Raw genomic sequence first — 25,033 nt, 5'->3', positions numbered from 1 at the left:
CGGGCAGGATGACCTGCGAGAGCCCTCAGCGACGACATGGTCGCTTCGCGAAGAGTTCACAAAAATAGTTGTCGCTACATGGAATACTCGGATCGTCGATACGATTGCATGTATCGGACCGGGGAGAACTCCCCACGACGACGACCCTGAGGAGAAATCATGACCGACACGATCACCATTCCCGGTTACAAGGCCGGCACCTGGGTCATCGACCCCACGCACAGCGAGGTCGGCTTCAGCGTCCGTCACCTCATGATCAGCAAGGTCAAGGGCAAGTTCGAGCGCTTCACCGCGACGTTCACCACCGGTGAGAACCCGCTCGACTCCAAGGTCGAGGCCACCGCCGAGGTCGCGTCCGTCAACACCAACGAGCCGAACCGCGACGGTCACCTCCGCACCGGCGACTTCTTCGAGGCCGAGAAGTACCCCGAGATCCACTTCGTGTCGACCGCGGTCCGCGCCAACAAGGACGACTTCCTCGTCGACGGTGAGCTCACCATCAAGGACGTCACCAAGCCCGTCACCTTCGAGGTCGAGTTCGGCGGCTTCGGCTCCGACCCCTACGGCAACTACAAGGCCGGTCTGACCGCCAAGGCGACCATCGACCGCACCGACTTCGGTCTCACCTACAACGCCGCCCTCGAGACCGGTGGCGTGCTCATCGGCGAGAAGGTCACCATCACCCTCGACCTGCAGGCCGCGCACCAGGCGTAGTCCGCACCGTCCTCGTCGACGCCGTCCGCTCCCTCCGGGGCCGGGCGGCGTCGTCGTTCCCCGCCCGTTCCCGCCTCGGACGCACCTCCGGCTCGCAGGATACGGTTCGGCTCGCAGAATCAGACGATTCCTGCGAGCCGAACGCGATTCTGCGAGCCGGAGTTCGTGTTCCTGCGAGCCGAACGCGGTCCTGCGAGCCGGAGGCGGGTCGGAGCGGCGTCAGAGGACGCCGAGCTCCGTCAGCTGCTCCGAGATGCCCGCACCGTCGGGCGCGTAGACCCAGGGCGTGCCGCTCGTCTCGGAGCGGTCGGCAGCCTTCGAGCGGCCACCCGCGAGCACCGCCTCGCCGGTCGAGAGCTGGCGGATCGCGATCGCCGCGACCCTGTCCGGGTGCTCGTGCGCGAAGTCGGAGTAGATCTCCTCGTCGTGCTGGCCGTCGTCGCCGACGAGCAGCCATTTCACGTCGGGGAACTCACGCGCGAGGCGACGGAGGTTCTCCTCCTTGTGCTGCTTGCCGCTGCGGAACCAGCGGTCGTGCGTCGGCCCCCAGTCGGTCAGCAGCAGTGCTCCGGAGGGGTAGAGGTGCCGTGAGAGGAACCGCGTGAGCGCCGGCGCCACGTTCCACGCCCCGGTCGAGAGGTAGACCACGGGCGAGCCCTCGTTGCGGCGCGCGAAGCGGTCGAGGAACACCGCCATGCCCGGGGTGGGCATCCGCGCGTGCTCGTCGAGCACGAAGGTGTTCCAGAAGGCGATGAAGGGCCGGGGGAGCGCAGTGACCATCACGGTGTCGTCGATGTCCGAGACCAGGCCGATGCGCGCCTCGGGGCTCGCTATGAACACGGGAGCCTCGACCGGAGTCGCGCCCGCCGTGGTGAACGTGATCGTGTGCCAGCCCGGGTCGAGCGTGATCGGGATGTCGGCGTCGACGACTCCGCCGCGGTCGGCGACGATCTCGTGGCTCTGCCCGTCGACCTCGACGATCACCTTCGCACCGTTCACGAAGACGCTCGTGAAGCTCCTCCAGCCGCGGACTCCCTCGACGGGGCGCACCTCTTCGGCGCCCGGCGGTGTCGGCTTCGTGTAGAGCACGCGGGCGAGGACCCGCAGCTGCACGGTCGTCCCGTAGCCGGTGTACGGGATCACGCGGGCCACGTAGCCCTTGCGCTTCACCCGCCCCATCCGGAACGCGTGGATGCGGTCCTCGAGGCGGGCGGCGCGGTGCAGGACCTCGGCCGCCCCGGCGCTCATCGGCTTGCTCTCAGGCGTCAGCGGCATCCGCACAGTCTGTCAGATGCCTGTCGGCTCGCGGGGGCACGGCGGCTCGCCGTCGCCCGACGGTCGGCGGACGTTCCCCCGCTCGCCGTCACCGCTCCACCGCGTCAGGAGGCGAGCGGCTCGATGAGCTCCGGGCCGTTGCTGCGGACCGAGCCCACGGCGTCGCCGACCGGAGTGACGTCGAGCTCCTCGGCCAGCTCGCCGGCACCGTCGGAGGCGGCGCGCAGCAGCGACCCGTCGGCGACGGCGTTCGGGTCGAGCCAGTCCTCGATGAGCTCGGGCTGCAGCAGCACGGGCATCCGCTCGTGGACCTCCGCCACGGCTCCCGCGCCGGGCCGGGTCAGGATGGTCGCCGAGAGCAGCCACGGTGCGCCCTGCTCGGCGGAGCGCCACCACTCGTAGACGCCGGCGAACAGCACCAGCGACCCGCCCTCGGGCGCGATGAAGACGGGCGACTTCACTCCGTCGGCGCCGACCCGCCACTCGTACCAGCCGGAGGCGGGCACGATGGCGCGTCGCGCGGCGTACGACTCGCGGAACGCCGGCTTCTCGGCGACCGACTCGATGCGGGCGTTGAACAGGGGCGCCCCGGCCGACGGATCCGCGGCCGAGCGCGGGACGAGTCCCCAGCGCGCGGCGGCGAGGCGCCGACGAGGAGGCTCGCCCTCCTCGACCCCCTTCATCGACTCGGCGACGACCGCGATGCGCTGGGTCGGGGCGATGTTCCAGGAAGGCTCCGGCAGATCCGGCCCCTGGTCGTCGATGTCGAACAGCGCGACGAGATCGGCGGTGGTCTGCGACAGGACGAAACGTCCGCACATGGGTCCTCCTGGCATCGTGGGAGTCGGCGGATCCGCCGCCCTTCCGGGGGCACGAAACGCGAGAGACGTTCGCAAACGGGCGCGCAGGTCGCGTCCGCCTGCGTACGATTGTAGGAACCGCCACCGAAGGAGCCTGCCGTGCCTCTTGGAAATCTCGTCGACCGACCCTTCGGCGAATCCCCCCAGGTCCGGAACGAGCCCGTCCAGGTGCGCAGCGCAGCGCGCCTCGCCTCCCTGCTCGACGCGGCCGCGGCCGTGGTCGACGAGGTCGGGTTCGACCGCCTGACGACCGCGATGGTCGCCGAGCGCGCCGGAGCCGCCATCGGCACCGTCTACCGCTACTTCCCCGACCGCATCGCCGTGCTGCAGGCCCTCCGCGAGCGCGCTCTCGAGCGGTTCCGCAAGAAGGTCATCACCGAGATCCGCGAGACGCACCCCGACAACTGGTGGGGCGCCGTCGACTGCGCAGTCGACGCGTTCTGCGAGATGCACCGCACCGAGCCCGGCTTCCGCTCGATCCGCTTCGTCGACACCATCCACGCCCCCGAGGTGGCGGGGGAGGCGTTCGAGGCGGGCTTCTTCGCCCGCCGCTTCGCCGAGATCCTCGCCTCCGAGTACGGACTCCCCGGCGGAGCGCAGCTCTCGTTCCGCCTCGAGGTGACCGTCGAGGTCGCCGACGCCATGCTCACCCGCGCCTTCCTGATGGACCCCCAGGGCGACCAGCGCTTCATCGACGAGGCCCGTGCGCTGCTGCGCAACTACCTGTCGATGCACTACGGGGCGGTCTGAGTTTCTGCGACGGAGGGGCGGGCCCGGTGGGCCCGCCCCTCCGTCGTCCACGCCGCTCCCCGCGCGGCGTGGCGCAGTCGGCTTCCAAAGGTGGTCGCGTGGGTGGAGCGTGCTGCGTGCGGCTAGGGCGATTCGCTGGCACGCGAATCACCCGTTCGCCTCGAGTGTCCAGGGCCTGGAGCCGGGAGTCTGGGCTTGAGACGGCAGCCTGCTGGTCGAGTAGCCCCGCAGGGGCGTATCGAGACCCACCAGCGTCAGCAGGGCGGGGTGATGGCCTCGCCTTCTGACGCTGGGGATCTCGATACGCCCGCTCCGCGGGCTACTCGATCAGCGAGGGAGGGGCGGGGGAGCGCGAGCAGGGTGTCTCGCTCCCCTTGGCGCGAGCCCGCGGCCACCCCCTAGTCGGCCGGGGGCTCCTGCGCAACACTGCGCCATCCAGGTTGGCAGGCGTCTCCGAATGGTGTTTGGCTGTCGCAGAGGTTCTGCACGGGGCCGCGCAACGAGGGTGAGAGACGTCGTGATCGAGTTCCGCGGAGTCAGCAAGCAGTACCCGGACGGCACCCGCGCGGTGGACGACTTCTCGCTCGTCCTGCCGTCGCGGGAGACGACCGTCTTCGTGGGGTCCTCCGGCTGCGGCAAGACCACCATCCTCCGGATGATCAACCGCATGATCGAGCCCACCGGCGGCACGATCGAGATCGACGGCGAGGACATCTCGACGCTGCCCGCCGTGTCGCTCCGCCGCCGGATCGGCTACGTCATGCAGAACTCCGGCCTGCTCCCGCACCGCCGGGTCATCGACAACATCGCCACCGTGCCGCGGCTCAACGGAGTCGCGAAGAAGCCCGCGCACGACCGCGCGCTCGAGCTGATGGACACGGTCGGCCTCGACCGCGCCCTCGCGACGCGGTACCCGAGCCAGCTCTCGGGCGGCCAGCAGCAGCGCGTCGGAGTGGCGCGCGGTCTCGCCGTCGACCCCAACATCCTGCTGATGGATGAGCCGTTCGGCGCCGTCGACCCTCTCGTCCGCGCCGATCTGCAGCGCGAGACCCTCCGTCTCCAGCGCGAGCTCGACAAGACCGTCGTCTTCGTCACCCACGACATCGACGAGGCTTTCCTGCTCGGCGACCAGGTCGTCATCCTCGAGAAGGGCGGCCGGATCGCGCAGAAGGGCTCGCCCGCCGAGATCCTCGCGAACCCCGCGAGCGACTTCGTGGCCGGCTTCATCGGCGCTGATCGCGGCAAGCGCTCGCTCCGCATCGAGGAGCGCGACGGGGCGCGCATCGTCGTCGACGGCGACGGGCGCCCGACCGGAGTCCTGCGCTCCCAGGACGGCGCCGGCGCGTGAACTGGGTCCTCAACAACACCGACTCGATCATCACGAACCTGATCGCGCACCTCCTGCTGTCGGTCCCGCCGATCCTCCTCAGCTTCGTGATCTCGCTCCCGTTCGGCTGGTTCGCCAACCGGTACCGCTGGAGTCGCGGCACGGTCCTCACCGCGCTGGGCGTCCTCTACGCGATCCCGTCGCTGGCGATGTTCATCCTGCTGCCGGCGATCCTCGGCATCCCGCTGCGCTCGACCGCCAACGTGATCATCGGCCTCACCCTCTACGGCATCGCCCTGATGGTGCGCACCACGGCCGACGCCCTGGGCGCGGTCTCGGAGGACGTGACGCAGTCGGCGACGGCGATGGGCTACTCGGCCTGGGCCCGGTTCTGGCGGGTCGAGTTCCCGCTCGCCGGTCCGGTGCTGCTCTCGGGCCTCCGGGTCGTGACGGTCAGCACGGTCTCGCTCGTGACCGTGGGTGCCGTGCTCGGGATCCAGAGCCTCGGACTGCTCTTCACCGACGGCTTCCAGCGCGGCATCTCGGGGGAGATCATCACGGGCATCGTGCTGACCATCGCGCTCGCCCTCGTGCTCGACGGGATCCTCGTGCTGCTCGGGCGCCTCCTGATGCCCTGGACCGCTGTCGACCGCGCTCGCGAGAAGAGGCGCGTCGTGCGCGTCGAGAAGGCGGTGACGACGTGAACCTCATCCTCGAGGCGTTCGCGTGGATCGGCGATCCCACGCACTGGACCGGCGTCTACGGCATCCCCAACCGGCTCGCCCAGCACATCGGCATCAGCCTGCTGGTGCTCGTGATCTGCTGCGCGATCGCCATCCCGCTGGGCTACCTGATCGGGCACACCGGCCGCGGAAAGGGCATCGCCGTCCCCGTCGCGGGCGGGCTCCGCGCCCTGCCCACCCTCGGCGTGCTGGTCCTCGCGGCGATGAGCCTCGGCCTCGGCCTCGGCGCCCCGCTCATCGCCCTGGTGATCCTCGCGATCCCGTCGGTGCTGGCCGGTGCCTACTCGGGACTCGAGGCGGTCGACCGGCGCACGGTCGATGCGGCGCGCTCGGTCGGGATGACGGAGTGGCAGATCCTCCGCAAGGTCGAGATCCCGCTCGGACTCCCGCTGCTGATCGGCGGCCTGCGCTCGGCGATGCTGCAGATCATCGCGACCGCCACGCTCGCCGACTTCATCGGCGCCGGCGGGCTCGGGCACTACATCTTCCAGGGCGTGAAGGCGGGGGACTACGCGCAGATGCTCGCCGGGTCGATCATCGTGATCGCCCTCACACTGCTCAGCGAGATCCTGTTCGCGATCCTCCAGCGCGTGGCGGTGCCGCGCGGGGTCGTGCTCGGTCTGGCCGGGACATCCGGCCGCTCAGGTTTCCGCGCCTCGTCGACCCGACGAGCCGCGGTGGTGGGAATCCCCATCGACGAAGGGAAATAGCTATGTTCACAGCAACCAAGAAGGGCCGTGTCGCGCTCAGCGCACTCGCGGTCGGTGCCGTCGTGGCACTGGCAGGGTGCTCGTCCAGCGATCCGCTCGATTCGGGATCGGGTTCCGACTCCTCCGAGGGCGGCGCGACCCTCGTCGTCGGCTCGCAGGACTACTACTCGAACGAGATCATCGCCGAGATCTACGCGCAGGCACTCGAGAACGGCGGCTTCACCGTCGAGCGCGACCTCCGCATCGGCCAGCGCGAGATCTACCTGCCCGAGATCGAGAGCGGATCCATCGACGTGTTCCCCGAGTACGACGGCAGCCTGCTCCAGGCGCTCGAGCCGGACACGACCGCCACGACCGCGGACGACGTCTACTCCGCTCTGACCGACGCGCTGCCCGACGGCCTCCGCGCCCTCGACGCCGCCGAGGCGAGCGACCAGAACTCCTACACCGTCACCCAGGCCTTCGCCGACAAGTGGAGCCTCACCGACATCGCCTCGCTCGCCGACGTCACCGACCCGATCGTGCTGGGCGGCAACTCCGAGCTGCAGACGCGCCCCTACGGCCCGGACGCGCTCAAGGAGAAGTACGGCATCGACACCACGTTCCAGGCGATCGAGGACAGCGGCGGATCGACCACGGTCGACGCCCTCACCAGCAACCAGATCCAGCTGGCGAACATCTACACCGCCGACCCGAACATCCAGTCGAACGACCTCGTCGCCCTCGAGGACCCCGATGGTCTGTTCGTCGCCGACAACGTCGTGCCGATCGTCTCGGACAAGGTCGACGACGCCGCAGCGGAGGTCCTCAACGCCGTCAGCGCGAAGCTGACCGCCGACGATCTCGTGTCGCTCAACGCCGAGAGCGTGAACGACGAGAAGTCGGCCGCGTCGATCGCGACCGAGTGGCTCGAGTCGGCCGGTCTCGTCGACTAGTCGCTCCCGCACCACCCGCGCGAGGCGCGTCACTCATCGAGGTGACGCGCCTCCGCTCGTTTCAGGAGCTTCTTGGCGCCGAAGACGACCAGCGCGAACAGCACGATCGCTCCGACGAACAGGTACCCGGCGTAGTGCAGGCTGTCGGACAGCTCTCGGTACCCGCCGGCGGCCGCCGCGCCGACTCCGACGTAGGCGAACGACCAGAGGATGCACGCGGGCGTCGTCCAGGCCATGAAGGTGCGGTAGCGCATCCCGCTCATGCCCACGGTGAGGGGGATCAGCGAGTGCAGCACCGGCAGGAAGCGCGAGAGGAACACCGCGATCCCGCCGCGCCGCGCGAGATAGCGCTCGGCCCGCACCCAGTTCTTCTCGCCGAGCCGGCGTCCGAGCCGCGACGCGCGGATCCGCGGGCCGAACCAGCGCCCGAGGTAGAAGCCGACCGACTCGCCGCAGAGCGCGCCGACGATGACGGTGAGCGCCAGGGCGACGAACTGCAGCGGAGTAGTGACGCCGGTCGCGCTGACGATCACGACGGTGTCGCCCGGCACGATCAGGCCCGCGAGGATCGTCGTCTCGAAGAAGATCGCCAGCCCCGCCAGCAGCGTCCGCCAGACCGGCGGCACGCTCACGACGAAGTCGAGGATCCCGCTCAGGACGTCGTTCACGGGGGAGTCGCTCGTCAGCGGACGCGCTTGAGCAGCGCCCAGAACGTCTCGACGATGTCGCCCATGTCGACGTCCTCGTCGAGCAGCCATTGGATCTGCAGTCCGTCGGCCAGGGCGGTGATCATGCGGCCGGCGACCTCGGGATCGATGTCGGCCGCGATCAGCCCCTCGCGCTGGTCGGCGCGGACGCTCTCGGCCAGCACCTCCGTCGTCGTGCGGTAGCGGTCGAGGAAGAACTCGTGCGCCGGGTGCGCCTCATCCGTGCCCTCGGCCGACAGCGTCGCGTAGAGGTGCACCAGACCGGGGACCTCGCTGTTGTGCCGGATCAGCCGGACGAGACCGGCGATCGCCGGGTCTCCGCTGTCGTCGAGGTCGTAATTCGCGCGGTCGACGTCGTCGCGCTTGCGGAGGACCTCGGCGAAGAGCTCCTCCTTCGAGTCGAAGTAGTGCAGCAGACCCGCCTGGGTCAGGCCGACCGCCTCTGAGATCTCCCGCAGGGACGCCCGACGGTATCCCTGGCGGGAGAACACCTCGAGTGCGGTCTGCAGGATCTCCTCGCGCTTGGCGACACCCTTGGCATAGCTCCCCTTGCTCGGCATGGATCGATCGTACGGTGCCGCGCCTGAGCAGTGGTGCCGCGCGAGGGGCCCGCGCACCCCGCCGGACGGATTCTCAGCCGCCCCTCGGACCCGCCGTTGACTGAGAAGAGGCTGTGACTTCACGAGCCGGTTTCGCAGGCTCGGGGCGCCGCCGAGGTCGCTCGCCGTCGAGACGGTCGTCGGAGTGCTTCCGACAGCCGACGGCCCTGCTCGACCCGCCCCTCGGGGCGTCTTCGCTCGACGTCGAGACGTACTGTCTCGACGTCGAGCGAGTCGTGAACAGGGGCGGCCGGCGGGCGTCGTGGAAGCACCCTGCAAAGGGTGTCGCAGAAGGGCCTCAGAGGCCCGCACATCCGCTCCAGTACTGGGATCGGAGGCCATCGGGGCCGGCGCCCGACCTAAGCTCGGGGCCGTGAACGAACTCCTGGATCCACTCCTGCTGTCGCGGTGGCAGTTCGGCCTGACGACGATCTACCACTTCCTGTTCGTGCCGCTCACGATCGGCATGGCGCTCACCGTCGCGATCTTCCAGACCTGCTGGGTGCGCACCGGCCGCATCCACTACCTGCAGCTGACGAAGTTCTTCGGGAAGATCTTCCTGATCAACTTCGCGATGGGAGTCGTCACCGGCATCGTCCAGGAGTTCCAGTTCGGCATGAACTGGAGCGACTACTCCCGCTTCGTCGGCGACGTCTTCGGGGCGCCGCTCGCCTTCGAGGGGCTGCTCGCGTTCTTCCTCGAGGCGACGTTCATCGGCCTGTGGATCTTCGGCTGGGACAAGCTCCCCGAGAAGCTGCACCTCGCGACCATCTGGCTGACGACCCTCGGGACGACCCTCTCGGCCTACTTCATCATCGCCGCGAACGCGTTCATGCAGAATCCGGTCGGCTTCGAGATCAACGAGACCAAGGGGCGCGCGGAGCTCACCGACATCTGGGCGCTGCTCACCAACAAGGTCGCGCTCGCCGCGTTCCCGCACACGATCTTCGCCTGCTTCATGGTCTCGGCCGCGGTGATCATCAGCGTCGCCGCGTACCACTTGTCGCGCAACCAGCACCTCGAGACCATGCGCCCGGCGCTGAAGTTCGGCGCGTGGATGATGCTCATCAGCGGCGGCCTCACGCTCTTCACGGGCGACTCGCTGGGCCTGGCCATGGTCGACACGCAGCCGATGAAGATGGCGGCGGCGGAGGCGCTCTACAAGACGTCGACGGGCGCTGAGGCCTCCTTCTCGGTCTTCACCTGGGGCACGCCGGACGGCTCGAGCGAGCTGTTCTCGATCCGCATCCCCTACCTCCTCTCCTTCCTCTCGACGCACACCTTCACCGGCACCGTCGAGGGCATCAACGACCTGCAGGCGCAGTACGTGCAGGTCTACGGCCCCGGCGACTACACGCCGATCATCTGGGTCACCTACTGGTCGTTCCGCTGGATGATGGCGCTCGGCGTCCTCGCGATCGGCGTCGCGGCGGCCGGCCTCTGGTTCACCCGCAAGGGCCGTGAGCCGAAGAAGTGGATGTGGAGGATCGCCACCTGGGCGGCCCCGCTCCCGCTGCTCGCCATGATCGTGGGCTGGATCTTCACCGAGATGGGCCGCCAGCCCTGGCTCGTCTTCGGACTGCTCAAGACCGAGGACGGCGTCTCGCCCGGCGTCAGCGGCCTCGAGGTCCTGATCTCGCTGATCGCCTTCACCGCGATCTACGGGACCCTGGCGGTCGTCGAGTTCCGGCTCATCCTCAAGGCCGCGCAGGCCGGACCGGACGACGCCCCCGAGATCGACGAGGAGAGCGGTCGCCCGCAGCTCGTCGGCACGGTCTACTGAGGAAGGTACGATCATGGATCTCGCACAGTTCGATCTGGCCACTATCTGGTTCTGGGTCGTCGCCGTCTTCTTCATCGGCTACTTCGTGCTCGACGGTTTCGACTTCGGGGTCGGGATGTCCCTGCCGTTCCTCGGCAGGGACGACACCGACCGCCGCGTGCTGATCAACACGATCGGCCCGGTCTGGGATCTCAACGAGACGTGGGTGATCGTCGCGGGAGCCGCGCTGTTCGCGGCGTTCCCCGAGTGGTACGCGACGCTCTTCAGCGGCTTCTACCTGCCGCTGCTCGTGATCCTCCTGGCGCTGATCGCCCGAGGAGTGTCGTTCGAGTACCGGCACCAGCGTCCCGAGGCGGCTTGGAAGAAGCGGTTCGACACGATGATCACCGTCGGGTCGGCGCTGCCCGCGTTCCTCTGGGGCGTCGCCTTCGCCAACATCGTCCAGGGCGTGCCGCTCGATGCCGACCACAACTACATCGGCACCGTCTTCGACCTGATCAACCCCTACGCGCTGCTCGGCGGCGCCACGACGCTCCTGCTGTTCTTCACGCACGGCGTGGTGTTCGTCTCGCTCAAGACCGACGGCGAGATCCGCGAGAGGGCGCGGAGGCTCGCCTCGCGTGCCGGGCTGGTCACGATCCTCGTGGCCGCCGTCTTCCTGGCCTGGACGAACCTGGCCCAGGGAGGCACCGTGACCCTCCTGCTCTCGATCGCCGCGGCGGGCGCGCTGATCCTCGCCTGGGTCGCCAACGCGCGGGGCCGGGAGGGCCGGGCGTTCGCCCTGCTCGCCGGCACCATCGCCCTCTCCGTCCTGATGCTGTTCACGACGCTGTATCCCGCCGTCATGCCCGCCTCGAACGACATCGCCAACAGCCTCACCATCGAGAACGCCTCGAGCACTCCCTATACGCTGACCGTCATGAGTTGGACCGCCCTGGTGTTCGTGCCGCTCATCGTCGGCTACCAGGCCTGGACCTACTGGATCTTCCGCAAGCGCATCACCCGGACCCACATCCCGGTCGACGCGCACTGACGTGAAGCCCCTCGACCCGCGTCTGCTCCGCTACGCCCGCGCCGCCCGACTGTTCCTGGTGCTGGGCGGCGCGCTGGCGCTCGGTCGCACCCTGGCGATCGTCGCCTTCGCCTGGCTCGTCGCGCAGCTGGTGGCGGGCGCGGTCGACGGACGCTCGGCCGAGGAGCTCTCGCCGCTCCTCTCCGCGCTGCTCGCGGTCGTGGCGGCACGGGCGGCGCTGGCCTGGGCGACCGAGGTCAATGCCGTTCGCGGGGGAGTCGGCGCGAAGGCCCAGCTGCGGCACGCCGTCCTGGAGGCGCTCGTCGCCCTCGGTCCGGCGGGTCGCTCCGGCGGCGGGTCGGGCGGTGTCGTCGCGCTGCTCGGCGGCGGGCTCGACGCGCTCGACGGCTACTTCGCGCGCTACCTGCCGCAGCTGATCGCGACGGCCGTCGCGACTCCGCTGCTGACGTTCGCCGTGTTCCTCGCGGATCCGCTCAGCGCGCTGTTCCTGATCGTGACGCTGCCGCTCATCCCCGTCTTCATGGTGCTGATCGGCTGGGCGACGCAGTCGGTGCAGAAGCGGCAGTGGGCGCGGCTGCAGGCCCTCGCCTCCGGCTTCGTCGACACCGTCGGCGGGCTGGCGACCCTCAAGATCTTCGGCCGGGCCGAGCGCCAGGGCGCGCGCATCCGAGCTCTGACCGAGGAGTACCGGCTGCACACCATGAAGGTGCTGCGGGTCACGTTCGTCAGCGGGTTCGTGCTCGAGCTGGCCGGCTCGCTGTCGGTCGCGCTCGTCGCGGTCTCGATCGGGCTGCGGCTCGTCGACGGGTCGCTCGGCCTGGCCGTCGGCTTGTTCGTGCTCGTGCTCGCGCCCGACGTGTTCCTGCCCGTGCGCCAGGTCGGCGCCGAGTTCCACGCGGCGGCCGACGGGGTGCAGGCGGCCGACGAGGCCTTCGCCGTGATCGAGCGCGCGGCTCTGCTGCCCGCGGCGACGCCGGCACCCCGCGGCGCCGGGCCGCTCGAGGTGCGCGCCCTCGCGGTCGACGACGGCGCCGGCCGAGTGCTCGCTCCGGTCGACGCCGTCTTCTCGCCGGGCACGATCACGGCGATCGCGGGGCCGAGCGGCTCGGGCAAGTCGACCCTCCTCGCGGCCCTCGCCGGCGTCGTCCCCGCGACAGGCTCCCTCCTCCTCGGCGGAGACCCGGTGTCCGTGGGTGCCGGCCGCGACTGGCTCGCCTGGTCGGGCCAGCGCGCCGACCTGCTGCCCGGCACCGTCGGCTCGAACGTCGAGCTCGGCACCCGCTCGCCCGATCCCGCCCGGGTCGCGCGGGCCCTGGCGCTCGCCGGAGCCGACGTCGAGCCCGACCGCCGCGTCGACGCGGAGGGCACCGGGCTCTCGGGCGGGCAGAGCGCCCGCGTGGCGACGGCGCGCGCGATCCACCGACTGCTCGAGCGCGACTGCCGGGTGCTGGCGCTCGACGAGCCGACCGCGGCGCTCGACGCGGAGTCGGAGCGCGCGCTGCTCGCCGGGCTGCGCACCCTCGCCGACGAGGGAGCGATCGTGATCGTCGCGAGCCACCGACCCGGGACCCTCGCGGCGGCCGACTCCGTCGTCGTCCTCGCACCGGCCGAGGCGGTGCTGCGATGAGGCGCGCCGACGTCCTCCGTGCCGCGATGCCCCCGGCGCGCCGTTTCGTCCCCGGACTCTCGTTCGGGCTGCTCTCCTCGGCCTCCGTGGTGGCACTGCTCGCCTGCTCGGCCTGGCTGATCGTCCGCGCCGCCGAGCAGCCGCCGATCCTCTTCCTCTCGATGGCCGTCGTCGGCGTCCGCGCCTTCGCTCTCGCGCGGGCCTTCTTCCGCTACCTGGAGCGCCTCAGCGGGCACGACGCCGCCTTCCGCGCGCTCGCCGAGCTGCGGGCCGGGGTGTACGAGCGCCTCGTGCCGATCGCGCCCGACGGTCTGGGGCGGGTGCGCCGCGGCGACCTCGTCTCGCGGGTGATCGCCGACGTCGACTCGCAGCAGGACGTGCCGCTGCGGGTCGTGCAGCCGCTGATCGTCTCGGGGGTGGTCGCCACCGCCGCGGTGGTCGGGGTGTGGCTGCTGCTGCCGGCGATGGGCATCGCGCTCCTCGCGCTCCTCCTGCTCGGCTTCGCGGGGTCGGCCGTGGGAGCGGGCCTCCTCTCGGCGCGCGCCGACCGCGAGCTGGCCCCGCTGCGTGGAGAGCTGGCCGAGCGGGTGAACCTGCTCGTGACCCGGCTCGACGTGCTGATCGCCTTCGACGCGGCCGAGCGCGCCGTCGCGGACGTGACGGAGGCGGAGGCGGCTCTCACCCGGGCTGCGCGGCGCCGGGCGGCCTCGGCGGGGCTCACGGCAGCCGTTCTCGCGCTGTGCTCCGGCGTCGCGGTCTGGGCGGGTCTCGCCCTCGGCGTCCCGTCGATCGGCGACCTCGGCGGCCCGGCGCTCGGTGTGATCGTGCTGGTCCCGCTCGCGGTCTTCGAGGTCGTCGCCGTGGCGCCCCTGGCCATCCAGTCGGCGCGCACCGCCCTCTCCGGCGCTCAGCGCCTGGCCGACCTCGACCGGGAGGCGTCCTCGCCCGCCCTCGCGACCGACGATGCCGTCGATCCGCGGGCCGAGACGCCGCGCGGGCGCGACATCGTCCTCCGCGACCTCTCGGCCGGCTGGCCGGGAGCGGCGGAGCAGGCGCTCACCGGCGTCACCCTCGACCTCCCCGCCGGGTCCCGCGTGCTGGTGACCGGCGGCAGCGGCTCGGGCAAGACCACGCTCGCGCACGTGCTCGTGCGCTTCCTCGAGTACTCGGGCTCCTTCCTGCTCGGGGGAGTGGAGGCGCGAACCCTGCCGCAGTCGGAGGTCCGGCGCGTCGTCGGACTGGTCGAGCAGCAGCCGTACCTCTTCGACGACACGATCCGCCAGAATCTGCTGTTCGCCAGGCCGGAGGCGGACGACGCGGTCCTCGAGGACGTCCTCGAGCGGGTCGGACTCGCCTCCTGGACCGCCGCACGCGGGGGACTCGACGCCCGCGTCGGCGAGCGCGGCGCCCTCGTCTCGGGCGGGCAGGCCCAGCGGCTGGCCCTCGCGCGGGCGCTGCTCGCCGACTTCGACGTGCTGATCCTCGATGAGCCGACGGCCTCGGTCGACGCCCCCGTGGCGGATGCGCTGCTCGCCGATCTGCTCCGGGCCGCGGAGGGGCGGACGGTGGTGCTGATCGCGCACCGCGTCGATCCGTCACTCGCCGTCGACCGCCGGATCACCGTCGGCGGCGGGACCGCCGTCAACGTCTGACGATGCCCTCGGCCCGGGCGAGCCGACCGCCCTCGGCCGCCCACCGGTCGAGCACGGCGTCGGCGCGGGTCCGCGCCTGGCTGTCGAGGCTCTCACGGAGCGGCCGGACGACGTCGCGGGCGAGCGGATCGGTCAGGGAGTCGACCCGGGAGTCGCGCACGAAGCCCTCGAGTCGCGTCAGATCGGAGGCGCGCAGCAGTGCGACCCGCGACTGGAGCAGCACGACGGCCGCCAGGCGCGGTTCGAAGACGGGCGGGGCCCACAGCTCGGAGGAGAGGGCCGTGATCTCGTCGTGGCCGAGGTCGGGGAACTTCTTCAGGGCGTCCCGGACAGTCCCTCGGACGGCCCCGACCGAGGCTCCGGTGGCGTCGAGACCGAGCCGGTCGCGGACGTCCTGAGCACGCCAGACGTCGCCCTCGTACTCGAGCGCGGCGCGGACGAAGTCGCCGGCGTCGCTCAGGGGAGGGGCCGCTTCAGCGCGTCGAGGCGCCGGCGCCAGGTGTCGAGGCGGCCGGGTTCCGCGGCGAGCGCCGGTCCGTCGACCCAGGAGGTGGCGAGGCGGAGGCCGTGCAGGGCGTTCGCGGTCCAGACCTCCCGGCCGTCGAGCGTGGCGGGCTCGGCTGGCACCTCGATGACGTCGACGCCGAGGGCGCCCGCGAGCACCGAGAGGGTGCGCGCGGTGACGCTCCAGACCCGGGGGGAGTCGGGCGGCGGCAGCACCAGGGCGTCGCCGAGCCACCAGATCACGGCACTCGAGGCGCCGTCGACGACGGCACCCTCCCTGTCGAGGATCACCGCCTCGTCGGCGCCGGCGGCCGCCGCGCGCGTGCGGAGCAGGGCGAGACGGCTGATGTCCGGACCCTTCCGCTCGGGGGTGCGGCGCGGATCCACGGGGCTGGTCCAGAGGACCACCGAGCGTCCCCGCGCAGGAGCCGGGCGCAGGCGCAGCTGCAGGGTCCCGGCGGCGAGCTCGACCCGGGGGAAGTGCTCGCCCGTGCGGGGGAGCGCCTCGACCGCGGAGTCGAAGAAGCCGTCCGCATCGCCGGGACCGCCCGCCTCGGCGACCGCCGAGAGGAAGCGCTCGCGGTGCAGCTCGAGTCCGCGGACGCGTCCGTCGACGACGAGCCAGGAGTCGGCGGCGTCGAGCGCGGCCGGGTGGGTCGGTGCAGGAGCGAGACCGGTCCCGTCCCACCTCAGCACCCGGTCGTCGTCCACGACGGCCTACGCTATCCGAGTGATCGGCGCCGCACCTCCGGACGGCACTGCCCGGCGCCTCGCCCTGCCGTGGGTCGACCCGGAGCGGGCGTACCTGGCCCTGTTCCGCGACGCGCCCGCCTCCTTCTGGCTCGACTCCGGCGCCGACGCGACGGCGGGCCGCTCGTACCAGGGGGCGTGCTCCCTCGATGACGTGCTGTTCGGCGACTCCGCCGACGCCCTCGCCGAGCTCGACGGCCACGGGGGAGGCGACCGCGCCCTCGGCCGCTACGGCTGGATCGCCTACGAGGCGGGGGCGCCGTTCGTCTCGCTGCCGCTTGTCGCCGGCGATCCCCCCGTCGTCGCCCTCCTCCGCGGCGACCCCGTGCTCGAGTTCGACCACTCCGCACGCACGCTCGCGCTCGTCTTCAGCGAGGGGCGCCGGGAGGCGGCCGAGCGGCTCGCGGAGGCGCTCGCCGCAGCTCCGGCGGCGATCCCGGCTCCCCGCGAGCCCGAGCCCGCGGGAGTCGTCCGCTGGCGGCACGACTCCGCCCGCTACCTCGCGCTGATCGAGCGCTGCCAGGCCGCGATCCGCGCGGGCGACGCCTATCAGCTGTGCCTCACGAACGAGGTGATCGTCGAGGGCCGCTTCGATCCGGTCGAGTGCTACCGCCGGCTCCGCCGCTCGAGCCGGAGCCACCACGGCGGGCTGATCCGCATCGGCGAGCGCGCCCTCGTCAGCGCGTCGCCCGAGCGCTTCCTCACCGCCGACATCGACGGGCGGGTGGCCACGCATCCGATCAAGGGGACCCGGCCGCGCTCGAGCGACCGTGCCGAGGACGCCCGTCTGCGCGAGGACCTGCTGGCGAGCGTCAAGGAGCGCGCGGAGAACGTCATGATCGTCGATCTCGTGCGCAACGACCTCGCCCGCATCGCCGAGCCGTCCTCGGTGCGGGTCGACCGCCTCCTCGAGGTCGAGAGCTACCCGCACGTGCACCAGCTGGTCAGCGAGGTCTCGGCGCGGCTCGCGGCGGGAGTGGGAGTGTCCGGGCTCCTGGCGGCGACCTTCCCGGCCGGGTCGATGACCGGAGCGCCCAAGCGCCGAGCCGTGGAGCTCCTGCGAGAGTTCGAGGCGGGGCCGCGCGGCGTCTACTCCGGAGCCTTCGGGCGGTTCGGCTCCGACGGCTCGCTCGACCTCGCGATGACCATCCGCACCTTCGTCCTCGACGCCGGATCGGCCCGGATCGGCACCGGCGGCGGCATCACGGCGCTGTCCGTGCCGGGCGAGGAGGTCGAGGAGACCCGCCTCAAAGCCCGGGCCCTGCTCGCCGTCCTCGGAGTCGCCGGTGCAGCCGCGGAGGATTCGTCGCCCGGCCTGTAGAGGCCAGTAGGGTGGTTCGTCGGACGCCGGCGCGTGGTCGCGCGCGTCCTCCCCACCCTTCAGAAGTGAGACATACCCGTGGCAGAAGACAGCTCCGCGCACACCGGCCCGCACGACGAGGACCGCTACGACTTCCGCGCCCTCCAGGACAAGTGGCTCCCGATCTGGGAGGAGTCGCGCCCGTTCGCGACCGACGCCGAGAACGACAAGCGCCCCCGCAAGTACGTGCTCGACATGTTCCCGTACCCCTCCGGCGACCTGCACATGGGTCACGCCGAGGCGTACGCGCTCGGCGACGTCATCGCCCGCTACTGGCGCCAGCAGGGCTTCAACGTGCTGCACCCCATCGGCTGGGACAGCTTCGGCCTGCCCGCCGAGAACGCGGCGATCAAGCGGGGCCTGAACCCCGTCTCGTGGACCTACGACAACATCGACCAGCAGAAGCGCTCGATGAAGCGCTACGCCGCGTCGTTCGACTGGGACCGCGTCATCCACACCTCCGACCCCGAGTACTACAAGTGGAACCAGTGGCTGTTCCTCAAGATGTACGAGAAGGGCCTGGCCTACCGCAAGGACAGCTGGGTCAACTGGGACCCGGTCGACCAGACCGTGCTCGCGAACGAGCAGGTCCTCGCCGACGGCACCTCCGAGCGCTCGGGCGCCGTCGTGGTCAAGAAGAAGCTCACGCAGTGGTACTTCAAGATCACCGACTACGCCGACCGCCTGCTCGACGACCTCAACCAGCTCGAGGGCTCGTGGCCGTCGAAGGTCATCGCGATGCAGCGCAACTGGATCGGCCGCTCGATCGGTGCCGACGTCGAGTTCGAGATCGAGGGCCGCGACGAGCGCGTCACGGTCTTCACGACCCGCCCCGACACGCTCTGGGGCGCGACCTTCATGGTCGTCGCTCCCGACTCCGACCTCGCGTCCGAGCTCGTCGAGAACGCAGACTCGGAGGTGCGGGAGGCGTTCCGCAGCTACCTCGAGAAGGTGCAGAAGTCGAGCGAGATCGAGCGCCTGACCGTCGACCGCCCGAAGACCGGCGTCTTCCTCGGCCGCTACGCGGTCAACCCCGTCAACGGTGAGCGCCTGCCGATCTGGGCCGCCGACTACGTGCTCTCCGACTACGGCCACGGCGCGGTCATGGCCGTGCCCGCGCACGACCAGCGCGACCTCGACTTCGCCCGCGCCTTCGACCTGCCCGTGCGGGTCGTCGTCGACACCACCGCGCCCGTCACCGGGGCGATCCCGGTCATCCCGGAGGACCCGGACGAGCTCGCCGAGCTCGAGAAGCGCTACTCCGTCGACCCCGTCGTCACCGGCGAAGCGCTGACCGGCGACGGCCGCCTGATGAACTCGGGCCCGCTCGACGGACTCTCGAAGCGCACGGCGATCGAGCGCGTCATCAAGCTGCTCGAGGAGCGCGGTCGCGGCCGCTCGGCCAAGAACTACCGCCTCCGCGACTGGCTGATCTCGCGCCAGCGCTACTGGGGCACGCCCATCCCGATCATCCACGGCGAGAACGGCGAGCTGATCCCCGTCCCCGAGGACCAGCTGCCCGTCGTGCTGCCCTCGACCGACGGCCTCGACCTGCAGCCGAAGGGCTCCTCGCCCCTCGGCGCGGCCGAGGACTGGGTGAACGTGCCGAACCCGGTCGACGGCTCGCCCGCCCGCCGCGACCCCGACACCATGGACACCTTCGTCGACTCGTCGTGGTACTTCCTGCGCTTCCTGTCGCCGAACGACTCCGGCCAGGCCTTCGACCCGAAGCTCGCCGAGAAGTGGGCGCCCGTCGACCAGTACGTCGGAGGCGTCACCCACGCGATCCTGCACCTGCTCTACGCGCGGTTCATCACCAAGGTGCTCTTCGACCTCGGCTACGTCTCGTTCACCGAGCCGTTCACGGCGCTGCTCAACCAGGGCATGGTGCAGATGGACGGCGCCGCGATGTCGAAATCCAAGGGCAACATCGTGCGCCTGTCGGACCAGTTGGACGAGTTCGGCGTCGACGCCGTGCGCCTCACCATGGCGTTCGCCGGCCCCCCGGAGGACGACATCGACTGGGCCGACGTGTCGCCCTCGGGCAGCGCGAAGTTCCTCGCCCGCGCCTGGCGCCTCGCGAAGGACGTCACCACGAAGCCCGACGTCGAGTGGAAGAACGGCGACGCCGCGCTCCGCCGCCAGACGCACCGCTTCCTCGCCGAGGCCCCGGGCCTGATCGAGGCGTTCAAGTTCAACGTCGTCGTCGCGCGCCTGATGGAGCTCGTGAACGCGACCCGCAAGACGATCGACTCCGGAGCCGGCGCGGGCGACCCCGCCGTCCGCGAGGCGACCGAGGTGGTCGCGATGGCGCTGAACCTGTTCGCGCCGTACACGGCCGAGGACATGTGGCAGCGTCTCGGCTACCAGGGCACCGTCGCGCACGCGCTCTGGCGCAAGGCCGACCCGAACCTGCTCGTCGAGGAGAAGGTCACCGCGATCCTCCAGGTCGACGGCAAGGTCCGCGACCGCCTCGAGGTGTCGCCGAAGATCTCATCCGACGAGCTCGAGGCGAAGGCGCGGGCCTCGGCCGGCGTCGCGCGGGCACTGCAGGGCCGCGAGGTCGTGACCGCGGTGGTGCGGGCTCCGCGCCTGGTGAACCTGGTGACGAAGCCGGCGTAGATCCTCCCTCGAAGGGGCTCCTCCACAGCGGAGGAGCCCCTTCGTCGTCCACGGATCCGCGGCCGGCGCCTGTGGGGTACTCGCCCGCGGTCGTACGGTCGCCGGATGCAGCAGGCCGAGACGAGCGACGAGGAGCTGTCCGCGCTTCTGCGACGGCCGCGTCGTGCCCGACCGCGCTGGCGGATCGGGCTCGGAGCGGCCGTGGTGCTGGTCATCGCGGCGGCGGTGGTCGCCGTCCTGCTCGCGGGGGCGCAGGCGGCCGGACGCACCCGGGTGCTGCCGCCCGCCGAGAGCCTCGCGCCCTCGACTGCGGCGTCGGCCTCGCTCGAGATGCTCTACGTGCACGTCGCCGGCGAGGTGGTCGATCCGGGTCTCTACCTGCTCGACCCGAGTGCGCGCGTCGCTGACGCTCTCGCGGCGGCGGGCGGATTCACCGATGTCGCCGACCGCGCGGCGGTCAACCTCGCGCGGAGGCTCGTCGACGGCGAGCAGCTCCTCGTCCCGGCGGAGGGGGCGGCTCCGGTCGCGGGCGGCGCGCCCGCTGCCGCGGGAGACGGCTCGCTCGTCAGCCTCAGCACGGCGACCGCGGCCCAGCTCGAGGAGCTGCCCGAGGTCGGGCCGTCGACCGCGGCGAAGATCATCGCGTACCGGGAGGCGAACGGGCCGTTCACGTCGATCGACCAGCTGCTCGAGGTGCCGGGCATCGGCGAGAAGACGCTCGAGGCGTTCCGAGAGCTGGTCGCGCCGTGACCGGCGTGCGGGGGCACGACCTCCGGCTGCTCCCTGCGGCTCTGGCGGTGTGGCTGGCGAGTGCTCTCTCAGGGCTCCTCCCGATCGCGGCGGCTCTGGAGTCGGGGCGGGCGATCGTCACCGTGACCTGGTTAGTCGCGGGGCTCGCTCTCGCCGTCGCGATCGCGCTCCGAGGCCGTCGAGGCGCGACCGTCGCGGTGCTCGTGGTCGTCGCCCTGGCGGGAGCGGCGCTGGCCGTCACCTCCGTCGTGGTCACCGCGCCCGAGCGGCACCCGCCGGCGCTGAGAGAGGCCGCCGAATCGAGGGCGGTCGTCTCCGCGCTCGTCCGCGTCGACACGGCGGCGCGCCCGCTGGCCACGGGCGGAGTCTGGTTCGACGCGACCGCCCTGCGTCTCGATGAGGAGGAGGTCTCGGCGCCGGTGCGCGTCTTCCTCGCCGAGCCGGGCGGGCGGCTGCCCGTCGCCGCCGAGCTCGTCCTCGAGGCGAGGGGCGACGGAGGAGGGGCGGTCGGAGAGAGCACGCTGCTCACCGCGTCGGCCGTCGCCGAGCGGAGCCAGCCGACCGGAGTCGCCGCCGTCGCGGAGGTGCTGCGCGCGACGTTCCTCGACCGCGCCGGGCGGCTGGGCGGCGACGTCGCCGGCCTGCTCCCCGGGCTCGCCACCGGTGACACCTCGGCGCTCGACGCCGGCCTCGAGGACGACATGCGGACGGCGTCGCTGACCCACCTGACGGCGGTGTCGGGCGCGAACTGCGCGGTCGTCGTGGTCGCGGGCTGGAGCGTCGCGGCGCTGCTCGGAGCCGGGAGGCGCCTCCGGACCTGCGCTGCGCTGGCCGTGCTCGCCGCCTTCGTCGTCCTCGTGACTCCCGAGCCGAGCGTCGTCCGGGCGGCCGCGATGGCCACCGTCGTCCTGCTCGCGCGGCTCGGCCGACGCTCCGGAGCAGCCGTCCCCTCCCTCCTCGCGAGCGTCATCGTCCTCGTCGTCCTCGACCCGGGCATCGCGGGACAGCTGGGCTTCGTGCTGTCCGTCCTGGCGACCGCCGGCCTGCTCCTCTTCGCGGAGCCGATCGCCCGGAGGCTCGGCGCTCTGCTGCCCCGCCCGCTCGCGCTCGTGCTCGCGGTGCCGATCGCGGCGCAGGCGGCGTGCCAGCCGGTCGTGCTGCTCGTCGATCCATCGGTACCCGTGTACGGCGTGCTCGCCAACCTCCTCGCCGAGCCCGCGGCGCCCGCCGCCACCGGACTGGGGCTGATCGGCTGCCTCCTGGCGCCCTGGTGGCCGGCCGCTGCCGACGCCGTGATCGGTCTAGCGGCCGTTCCCGCCTGGTGGATCGCGGCGATCGCCCGCGCCGTCGCCTCCTGGCCCTCCCCTCGCCTCGCGTGGTGGCCGGGTCTCGGCGGTGTGGTCGCGCTGACGGTGCTCACGGTGCTCGGGCTGCTGCTCGTGACGCGCTCCGCCCGCCTCGCCCCGGTGCGGCGGCTCTCGGGGTTCGTGCTGGCGGGTGCGCTCGTGGCTGCGGGGGCCTCGACCGTCGCCACACCGCTCCTCCGCTCGGCGGCGATCCCCGCCGACTGGCGGATCGCGATGTGCGACGTCGGTCAGGGCGATGCCCTGCTGCTCCGGGGCGATGCCGGAGTGCTCCTGGTCGACACGGGCCCGCTCCCCGAACCGCTCGACGCCTGCCTCGATCTGCTCGGCGTCGACCGCATCGCGCTGCTCGTCCTCACGCACTACGACCTCGACCACGTCGGCGGGCTCGAGGCGGCGGTCGGTCGCGTGGATCTCGCACTGGTCGGTCCTTCCGACGGGGCAGACGACGACCGGGATCGCAGGGACCTCGAGGAGGGTGGGGCGAGTGTTCGCGAGGCGGTGCGCGGGGACTCCGGCGCCCTCGGCTCCCTGCGCTGGCGGGTGGAGTGGCCCGAGCGGGGGAGCTCGCTGCGCGGCAACCCGGCGAGCGTGACCCTCCGAGTCGACATCGCCGCGGATGCGAGGGGCGCACCGCTGTCCGTCGCGATGCTCGGCGACTTGGGCGAGGAGGAGCAGGGGAGGGTCGCGCGGCTCGACATGGGCCGCGTCGACGTGGTGAAGGTGGCGCACCACGGCTCCTCCGACCAGTCACCCGCGCTCTACGACGCGCTCGGTGCCCGAATCGGGCTGATCTCGGTGGGCGCCGGGAACGATTACGGCCACCCGAACCCGTCTTTGCTGGCCCTGCTCGCCGAGCGCGGCACCGAGGCGCTGCGGACGGATCTGGACGGCACGGTCGTCCTCTCGTCCCGCTCCGATGGAGTGGCGGTGTGGGTGAGTGGCGTGGCGCTTCCGTCTGCGGCGTCGAGGCTCGCGCATCCACCACAGACCGATCAGGCATCCGGCCGTCGGTACGATCTCAGGGCTCGAACCGAGGCAGAAGAAGGGAGGGGTCGTGACGAAGCTCACCGTCGTCGATCTCGCCGGCGTCGTCTACTCGTCGGGAAAGGTGTTCGACGGACTGCAAGCCGGTCGGCTCGACACCGAGCGGTTCCTCCGCTCGGGGAGCCTGGACGGCATCACCTCACGCTCCGATCTCGCCCTCCTGGAAGACCTCCGTGACGTCGCGCAGTTCGTCATCGACAGCACCGGAGCCGCGATAGATGCTGCCTACGTCAGAGCCGTCAACGCCGCGATCACCAGGAGTGGACCGCTCTACCCGGGCCGCTTCAGGACCGCGGATCAGGGAATCGGCGTCAACACGATCCACGGTCCCCACGAACCCCGCCCTGTGACGCAGGACGACATGGAGCGGATCCTGCGGAATGCCACATGCGGCGTCGATCCGAAGGAGAACGCGCTCGATCTCTTCGTCGAGCTGGCGAAGGCCCAACCGTTCGAAGACGGCAACAAGCGCACAGCGCTCTTCGTGGCCAACGGACTTCTGCTCAACGAGGGGCGAGACGTCCTTCTGACGGTTCCTGTCGACGAGAAGGATCCGTCGGTTGCGAGGAACTTCAACGATCTCCTCGCCCGCGCCTACATCTTCGACGACCACACGCCGATCAAGGATCTGCTCCGCAAGAAGGGCTTCGCTCCGCTGCGGCCGTGAGCTGCGCTCGCTCCGTCCGCAGCGACCGAGGAGCGCAGAGGCCCAGCGTCGGTGGTCGGCGGTACGGTCGTGCAAGCGTCAGGTCGCGACCGGTCGCGCCGACATCGAGCGGTGCGAGGCCGCAGCCGACACATCGACGGACCATAGGGTTGACCGCGCGCGGATCGGCGCCACACGGGAGGACGACGGCATGGCAGGCAGGGCCCCGGCACGCGCGAAGGCGGCGCCGTCCAAGGCGGCGATCCCGCAGCTCGCGTGGAACCAGACGCGGCCCGCACCCATCGTCCTGATCACCGGCCCCGAGCAGTTCCTCGCCGATCGCGCCGTGCGGTTCCTCCGCGACTTCCTGCGGGCCGAGGATCCGAGCCTCGAGGTCAGCGACATCGACGCCGGCGGCTACGCACCCGGCGAGCTCATCACGCTCGCCAGCCCGTCGCTCTTCGACGAGCCGCGCCTCATCCGCGTCTCGAGCGTCGAGAAGTGCACCGACGCCTTCCTCCTCGAGACCCTCGCCTACCTCGATGCTCCCGCCGACGGCACCACGCTCGTGCTCCGGCACGCCGGCGGCAACCGCGGCAAGAAGCTGCTCGACGCGATCCGGTCGGGAACCGGGGGAGGCGTCGAGATCGTCTGCGCCGAGCTCAAGCGCGAGAGCGACAAGGTCGACTTCACGGTCGCCGAGTTCCGCACCGCCGGCCGCACCGCGACCACGGGTGCGATCCGTGCGCTCGTGTCGGCCTTCTCCGACGATCTCGACGAGCTGGCCTCGGCGTGCCAGCAGCTGATCTCCGACTCCCCGGGCGAGATCACGGAGGCGACCGTCGCGAAGTACTACGGCGGCCGGGTCGAGACCACCGCCTTCACGGTCGCCGACTCCGCGATCGCGGGCCGGCACGGGGAGGCGCTCCTCGGGCTGCGTCACGCCCTCGCCTCTGGAGCCGATCCTGTCCCGATCGTCGCCGCCTTCGCGAGCAAGCTGCGCACCATGGCCAAGGTCGCCGGCTCCCGCGAGGGCTCCGGCCAGATCGCCTCCCGCCTGGGGCTCGCACCGTGGCAGGTCGACCGCGCCCGCCGCGATCTGCAGGGGTGGACGGGCGAGGGCCTCGGCACCGCGATCGTCACGGTCGCCGACGCCGACGCCAACGTCAAGGGCGCCACCCGAGACCCCGTCTACGCCCTCGAGCGCATGGTCTCCATCGTCTCGTCGCGCGGCGTCTGACCGCTCGCCCACCACTCGGGCAGCGGATCCGGCGA

General features: G+C 71.5%; 22 protein-coding genes. 16 read left to right on the top strand and 6 right to left on the bottom strand.

Annotation, left to right across the window (positions count from 1 at the left end; translation table 11 throughout):
* The first annotated feature begins 159 nt into the window (after positions 1 to 159).
* The gene (locus GRS92_RS16640) at positions 160 to 714 is read left to right on the top strand and encodes a YceI family protein (protein ID WP_159858586.1); all 555 of its coding nucleotides are present in this window, start codon (positions 160 to 162) and stop codon (positions 712 to 714) included.
* A 219-nt stretch (positions 715 to 933) separates the two neighbouring features.
* Here the strand turns inward: GRS92_RS16640 and GRS92_RS16635 are convergent, their stop codons facing one another.
* Positions 934 to 1,989, bottom strand: coding sequence for an App1 family protein (locus GRS92_RS16635; protein ID WP_159858583.1), 1,056 nt, complete (start codon positions 1,987 to 1,989; stop codon positions 934 to 936).
* Between the two features lie 104 nt (positions 1,990 to 2,093).
* A complete protein-coding gene (locus tag GRS92_RS16630; protein ID WP_159858580.1) occupies positions 2,094 to 2,810 on the bottom strand; it encodes an SOS response-associated peptidase in 717 nt (238 codons plus the stop codon).
* 138 nt (positions 2,811 to 2,948) lie between these two features.
* Here GRS92_RS16630 and GRS92_RS16625 point away from each other — a divergent pair, with 138 nt between their 5' ends.
* From GRS92_RS16625 to GRS92_RS16605, 5 genes are all read left to right on the top strand, one after another.
* On the top strand, positions 2,949 to 3,599 hold the full coding sequence (locus GRS92_RS16625) for a TetR/AcrR family transcriptional regulator (protein ID WP_159858577.1): 651 nt from the start codon (positions 2,949 to 2,951) through the stop codon (positions 3,597 to 3,599).
* A gap of 517 nt (positions 3,600 to 4,116) precedes the next feature.
* A complete protein-coding gene (locus GRS92_RS16620; RefSeq protein WP_159858761.1) occupies positions 4,117 to 4,947 on the top strand; it encodes an ABC transporter ATP-binding protein in 831 nt (276 codons plus the stop codon).
* Positions 4,944 to 5,630: an ABC transporter permease gene (locus GRS92_RS16615; RefSeq protein ID WP_159858574.1), complete on the top strand. Its 687-nt coding sequence runs from the start codon at positions 4,944 to 4,946 to the stop codon at positions 5,628 to 5,630. Before GRS92_RS16620 ends, GRS92_RS16615 begins: the two co-directional genes overlap by 4 nt.
* The gene (locus GRS92_RS16610; RefSeq protein WP_159858571.1) at positions 5,627 to 6,379 is read left to right on the top strand and encodes an ABC transporter permease; all 753 of its coding nucleotides are present in this window, start codon (positions 5,627 to 5,629) and stop codon (positions 6,377 to 6,379) included. The genes GRS92_RS16615 and GRS92_RS16610 overlap by 4 nt, the downstream gene beginning before the upstream one ends.
* Positions 6,380 to 6,381: 2 nt before the next feature.
* Entirely contained in the window at positions 6,382 to 7,314 is a 933-nt protein-coding gene (locus GRS92_RS16605) for an ABC transporter substrate-binding protein (protein WP_159858568.1), read from the top strand.
* 29 nt (positions 7,315 to 7,343) lie between these two features.
* Here GRS92_RS16605 and GRS92_RS16600 read toward each other — a convergent pair whose 3' ends face one another.
* Entirely contained in the window at positions 7,344 to 7,982 is a 639-nt protein-coding gene (locus GRS92_RS16600; protein ID WP_159858565.1) for a DedA family protein, read from the bottom strand.
* Positions 7,983 to 7,996: 14 nt separating this feature from the next.
* Positions 7,997 to 8,581, bottom strand: a complete 585-nt coding sequence (locus tag GRS92_RS16595; RefSeq protein WP_159858562.1) for a TetR/AcrR family transcriptional regulator — start codon at positions 8,579 to 8,581, stop codon at positions 7,997 to 7,999.
* Between the two features lie 412 nt (positions 8,582 to 8,993).
* Between GRS92_RS16595 and GRS92_RS16590 the strand changes: the two genes are divergently transcribed.
* Genes GRS92_RS16590 through cydC form a run of 4 tightly spaced genes read left to right on the top strand, consistent with a single transcriptional unit; the run spans position 8,994 to position 14,715 of the window.
* The gene (locus GRS92_RS16590) at positions 8,994 to 10,403 is read left to right on the top strand and encodes a cytochrome ubiquinol oxidase subunit I (protein ID WP_159858559.1); all 1,410 of its coding nucleotides are present in this window, start codon (positions 8,994 to 8,996) and stop codon (positions 10,401 to 10,403) included.
* A gap of 13 nt (positions 10,404 to 10,416) precedes the next feature.
* Entirely contained in the window at positions 10,417 to 11,436 is a 1,020-nt protein-coding gene (gene cydB / locus GRS92_RS16585; RefSeq protein WP_159858556.1) for a cytochrome d ubiquinol oxidase subunit II, read from the top strand.
* 1 nt (position 11,437) lies between these two features.
* Positions 11,438 to 13,063, top strand: coding sequence for a thiol reductant ABC exporter subunit CydD (gene cydD, locus GRS92_RS16580; RefSeq protein ID WP_159858553.1), 1,626 nt, complete (start codon positions 11,438 to 11,440; stop codon positions 13,061 to 13,063).
* Entirely contained in the window at positions 13,060 to 14,715 is a 1,656-nt protein-coding gene (gene cydC / locus GRS92_RS16575) for a thiol reductant ABC exporter subunit CydC (protein WP_159858550.1), read from the top strand. Before cydD ends, cydC begins: the two co-directional genes overlap by 4 nt.
* Here the strand turns inward: cydC and GRS92_RS16570 are convergent.
* Together GRS92_RS16570 and GRS92_RS18905 are read right to left on the bottom strand one after the other, a co-directional pair.
* Positions 14,705 to 15,175, bottom strand: coding sequence for a DNA alkylation repair protein (locus GRS92_RS16570; protein ID WP_159858758.1), 471 nt, complete (start codon positions 15,173 to 15,175; stop codon positions 14,705 to 14,707). The two genes, cydC and GRS92_RS16570, sit on opposite strands and share 11 nt — an antisense overlap.
* A complete protein-coding gene (locus GRS92_RS18905; RefSeq protein ID WP_204162418.1) occupies positions 15,172 to 15,930 on the bottom strand; it encodes an aminotransferase class IV in 759 nt (252 codons plus the stop codon). Before GRS92_RS18905 ends, GRS92_RS16570 begins: the two co-directional genes overlap by 4 nt.
* Before the next feature lie 19 nt (positions 15,931 to 15,949).
* Here GRS92_RS18905 and GRS92_RS16565 point away from each other — a divergent pair, with 19 nt between their 5' ends.
* From GRS92_RS16565 to holA, 6 genes are all read left to right on the top strand, one after another.
* The gene (locus tag GRS92_RS16565; RefSeq protein ID WP_235022087.1) at positions 15,950 to 17,290 is read left to right on the top strand and encodes an anthranilate synthase component I family protein; all 1,341 of its coding nucleotides are present in this window, start codon (positions 15,950 to 15,952) and stop codon (positions 17,288 to 17,290) included.
* A 78-nt stretch (positions 17,291 to 17,368) separates the two neighbouring features.
* Positions 17,369 to 19,951, top strand: a complete 2,583-nt coding sequence (gene leuS / locus GRS92_RS16560) for a leucine--tRNA ligase (protein WP_204162417.1) — start codon at positions 17,369 to 17,371, stop codon at positions 19,949 to 19,951.
* Positions 19,952 to 20,056: 105 nt separating this feature from the next.
* Positions 20,057 to 20,701: a ComEA family DNA-binding protein gene (locus GRS92_RS16555; protein WP_159858547.1), complete on the top strand. Its 645-nt coding sequence runs from the start codon at positions 20,057 to 20,059 to the stop codon at positions 20,699 to 20,701.
* Positions 20,698 to 23,289: a ComEC/Rec2 family competence protein gene (locus GRS92_RS16550; protein ID WP_159858544.1), complete on the top strand. Its 2,592-nt coding sequence runs from the start codon at positions 20,698 to 20,700 to the stop codon at positions 23,287 to 23,289. Before GRS92_RS16555 ends, GRS92_RS16550 begins: the two co-directional genes overlap by 4 nt.
* Positions 23,177 to 23,779: a Fic family protein gene (locus GRS92_RS19075; RefSeq protein WP_235022092.1), complete on the top strand. Its 603-nt coding sequence runs from the start codon at positions 23,177 to 23,179 to the stop codon at positions 23,777 to 23,779. The genes GRS92_RS16550 and GRS92_RS19075 overlap by 113 nt, the downstream gene beginning before the upstream one ends.
* Positions 23,780 to 23,969: 190 nt before the next feature.
* Complete coding sequence (gene holA / locus GRS92_RS16540; RefSeq protein WP_159858538.1) at positions 23,970 to 24,998, top strand: DNA polymerase III subunit delta; 1,029 nt, start codon at positions 23,970 to 23,972, stop codon at positions 24,996 to 24,998.
* The last annotated feature ends 35 nt before the right edge of the window (positions 24,999 to 25,033 follow it).

The organism is Rathayibacter sp. VKM Ac-2754 (assembly GCF_009807095.1).
Taxonomy (GTDB): domain Bacteria; phylum Actinomycetota; class Actinomycetes; order Actinomycetales; family Microbacteriaceae; genus Rathayibacter.
The sequence above is the reverse complement of the archived record's forward strand: the minus strand, read 5'-3'. Positions and strand labels throughout refer to the sequence as shown.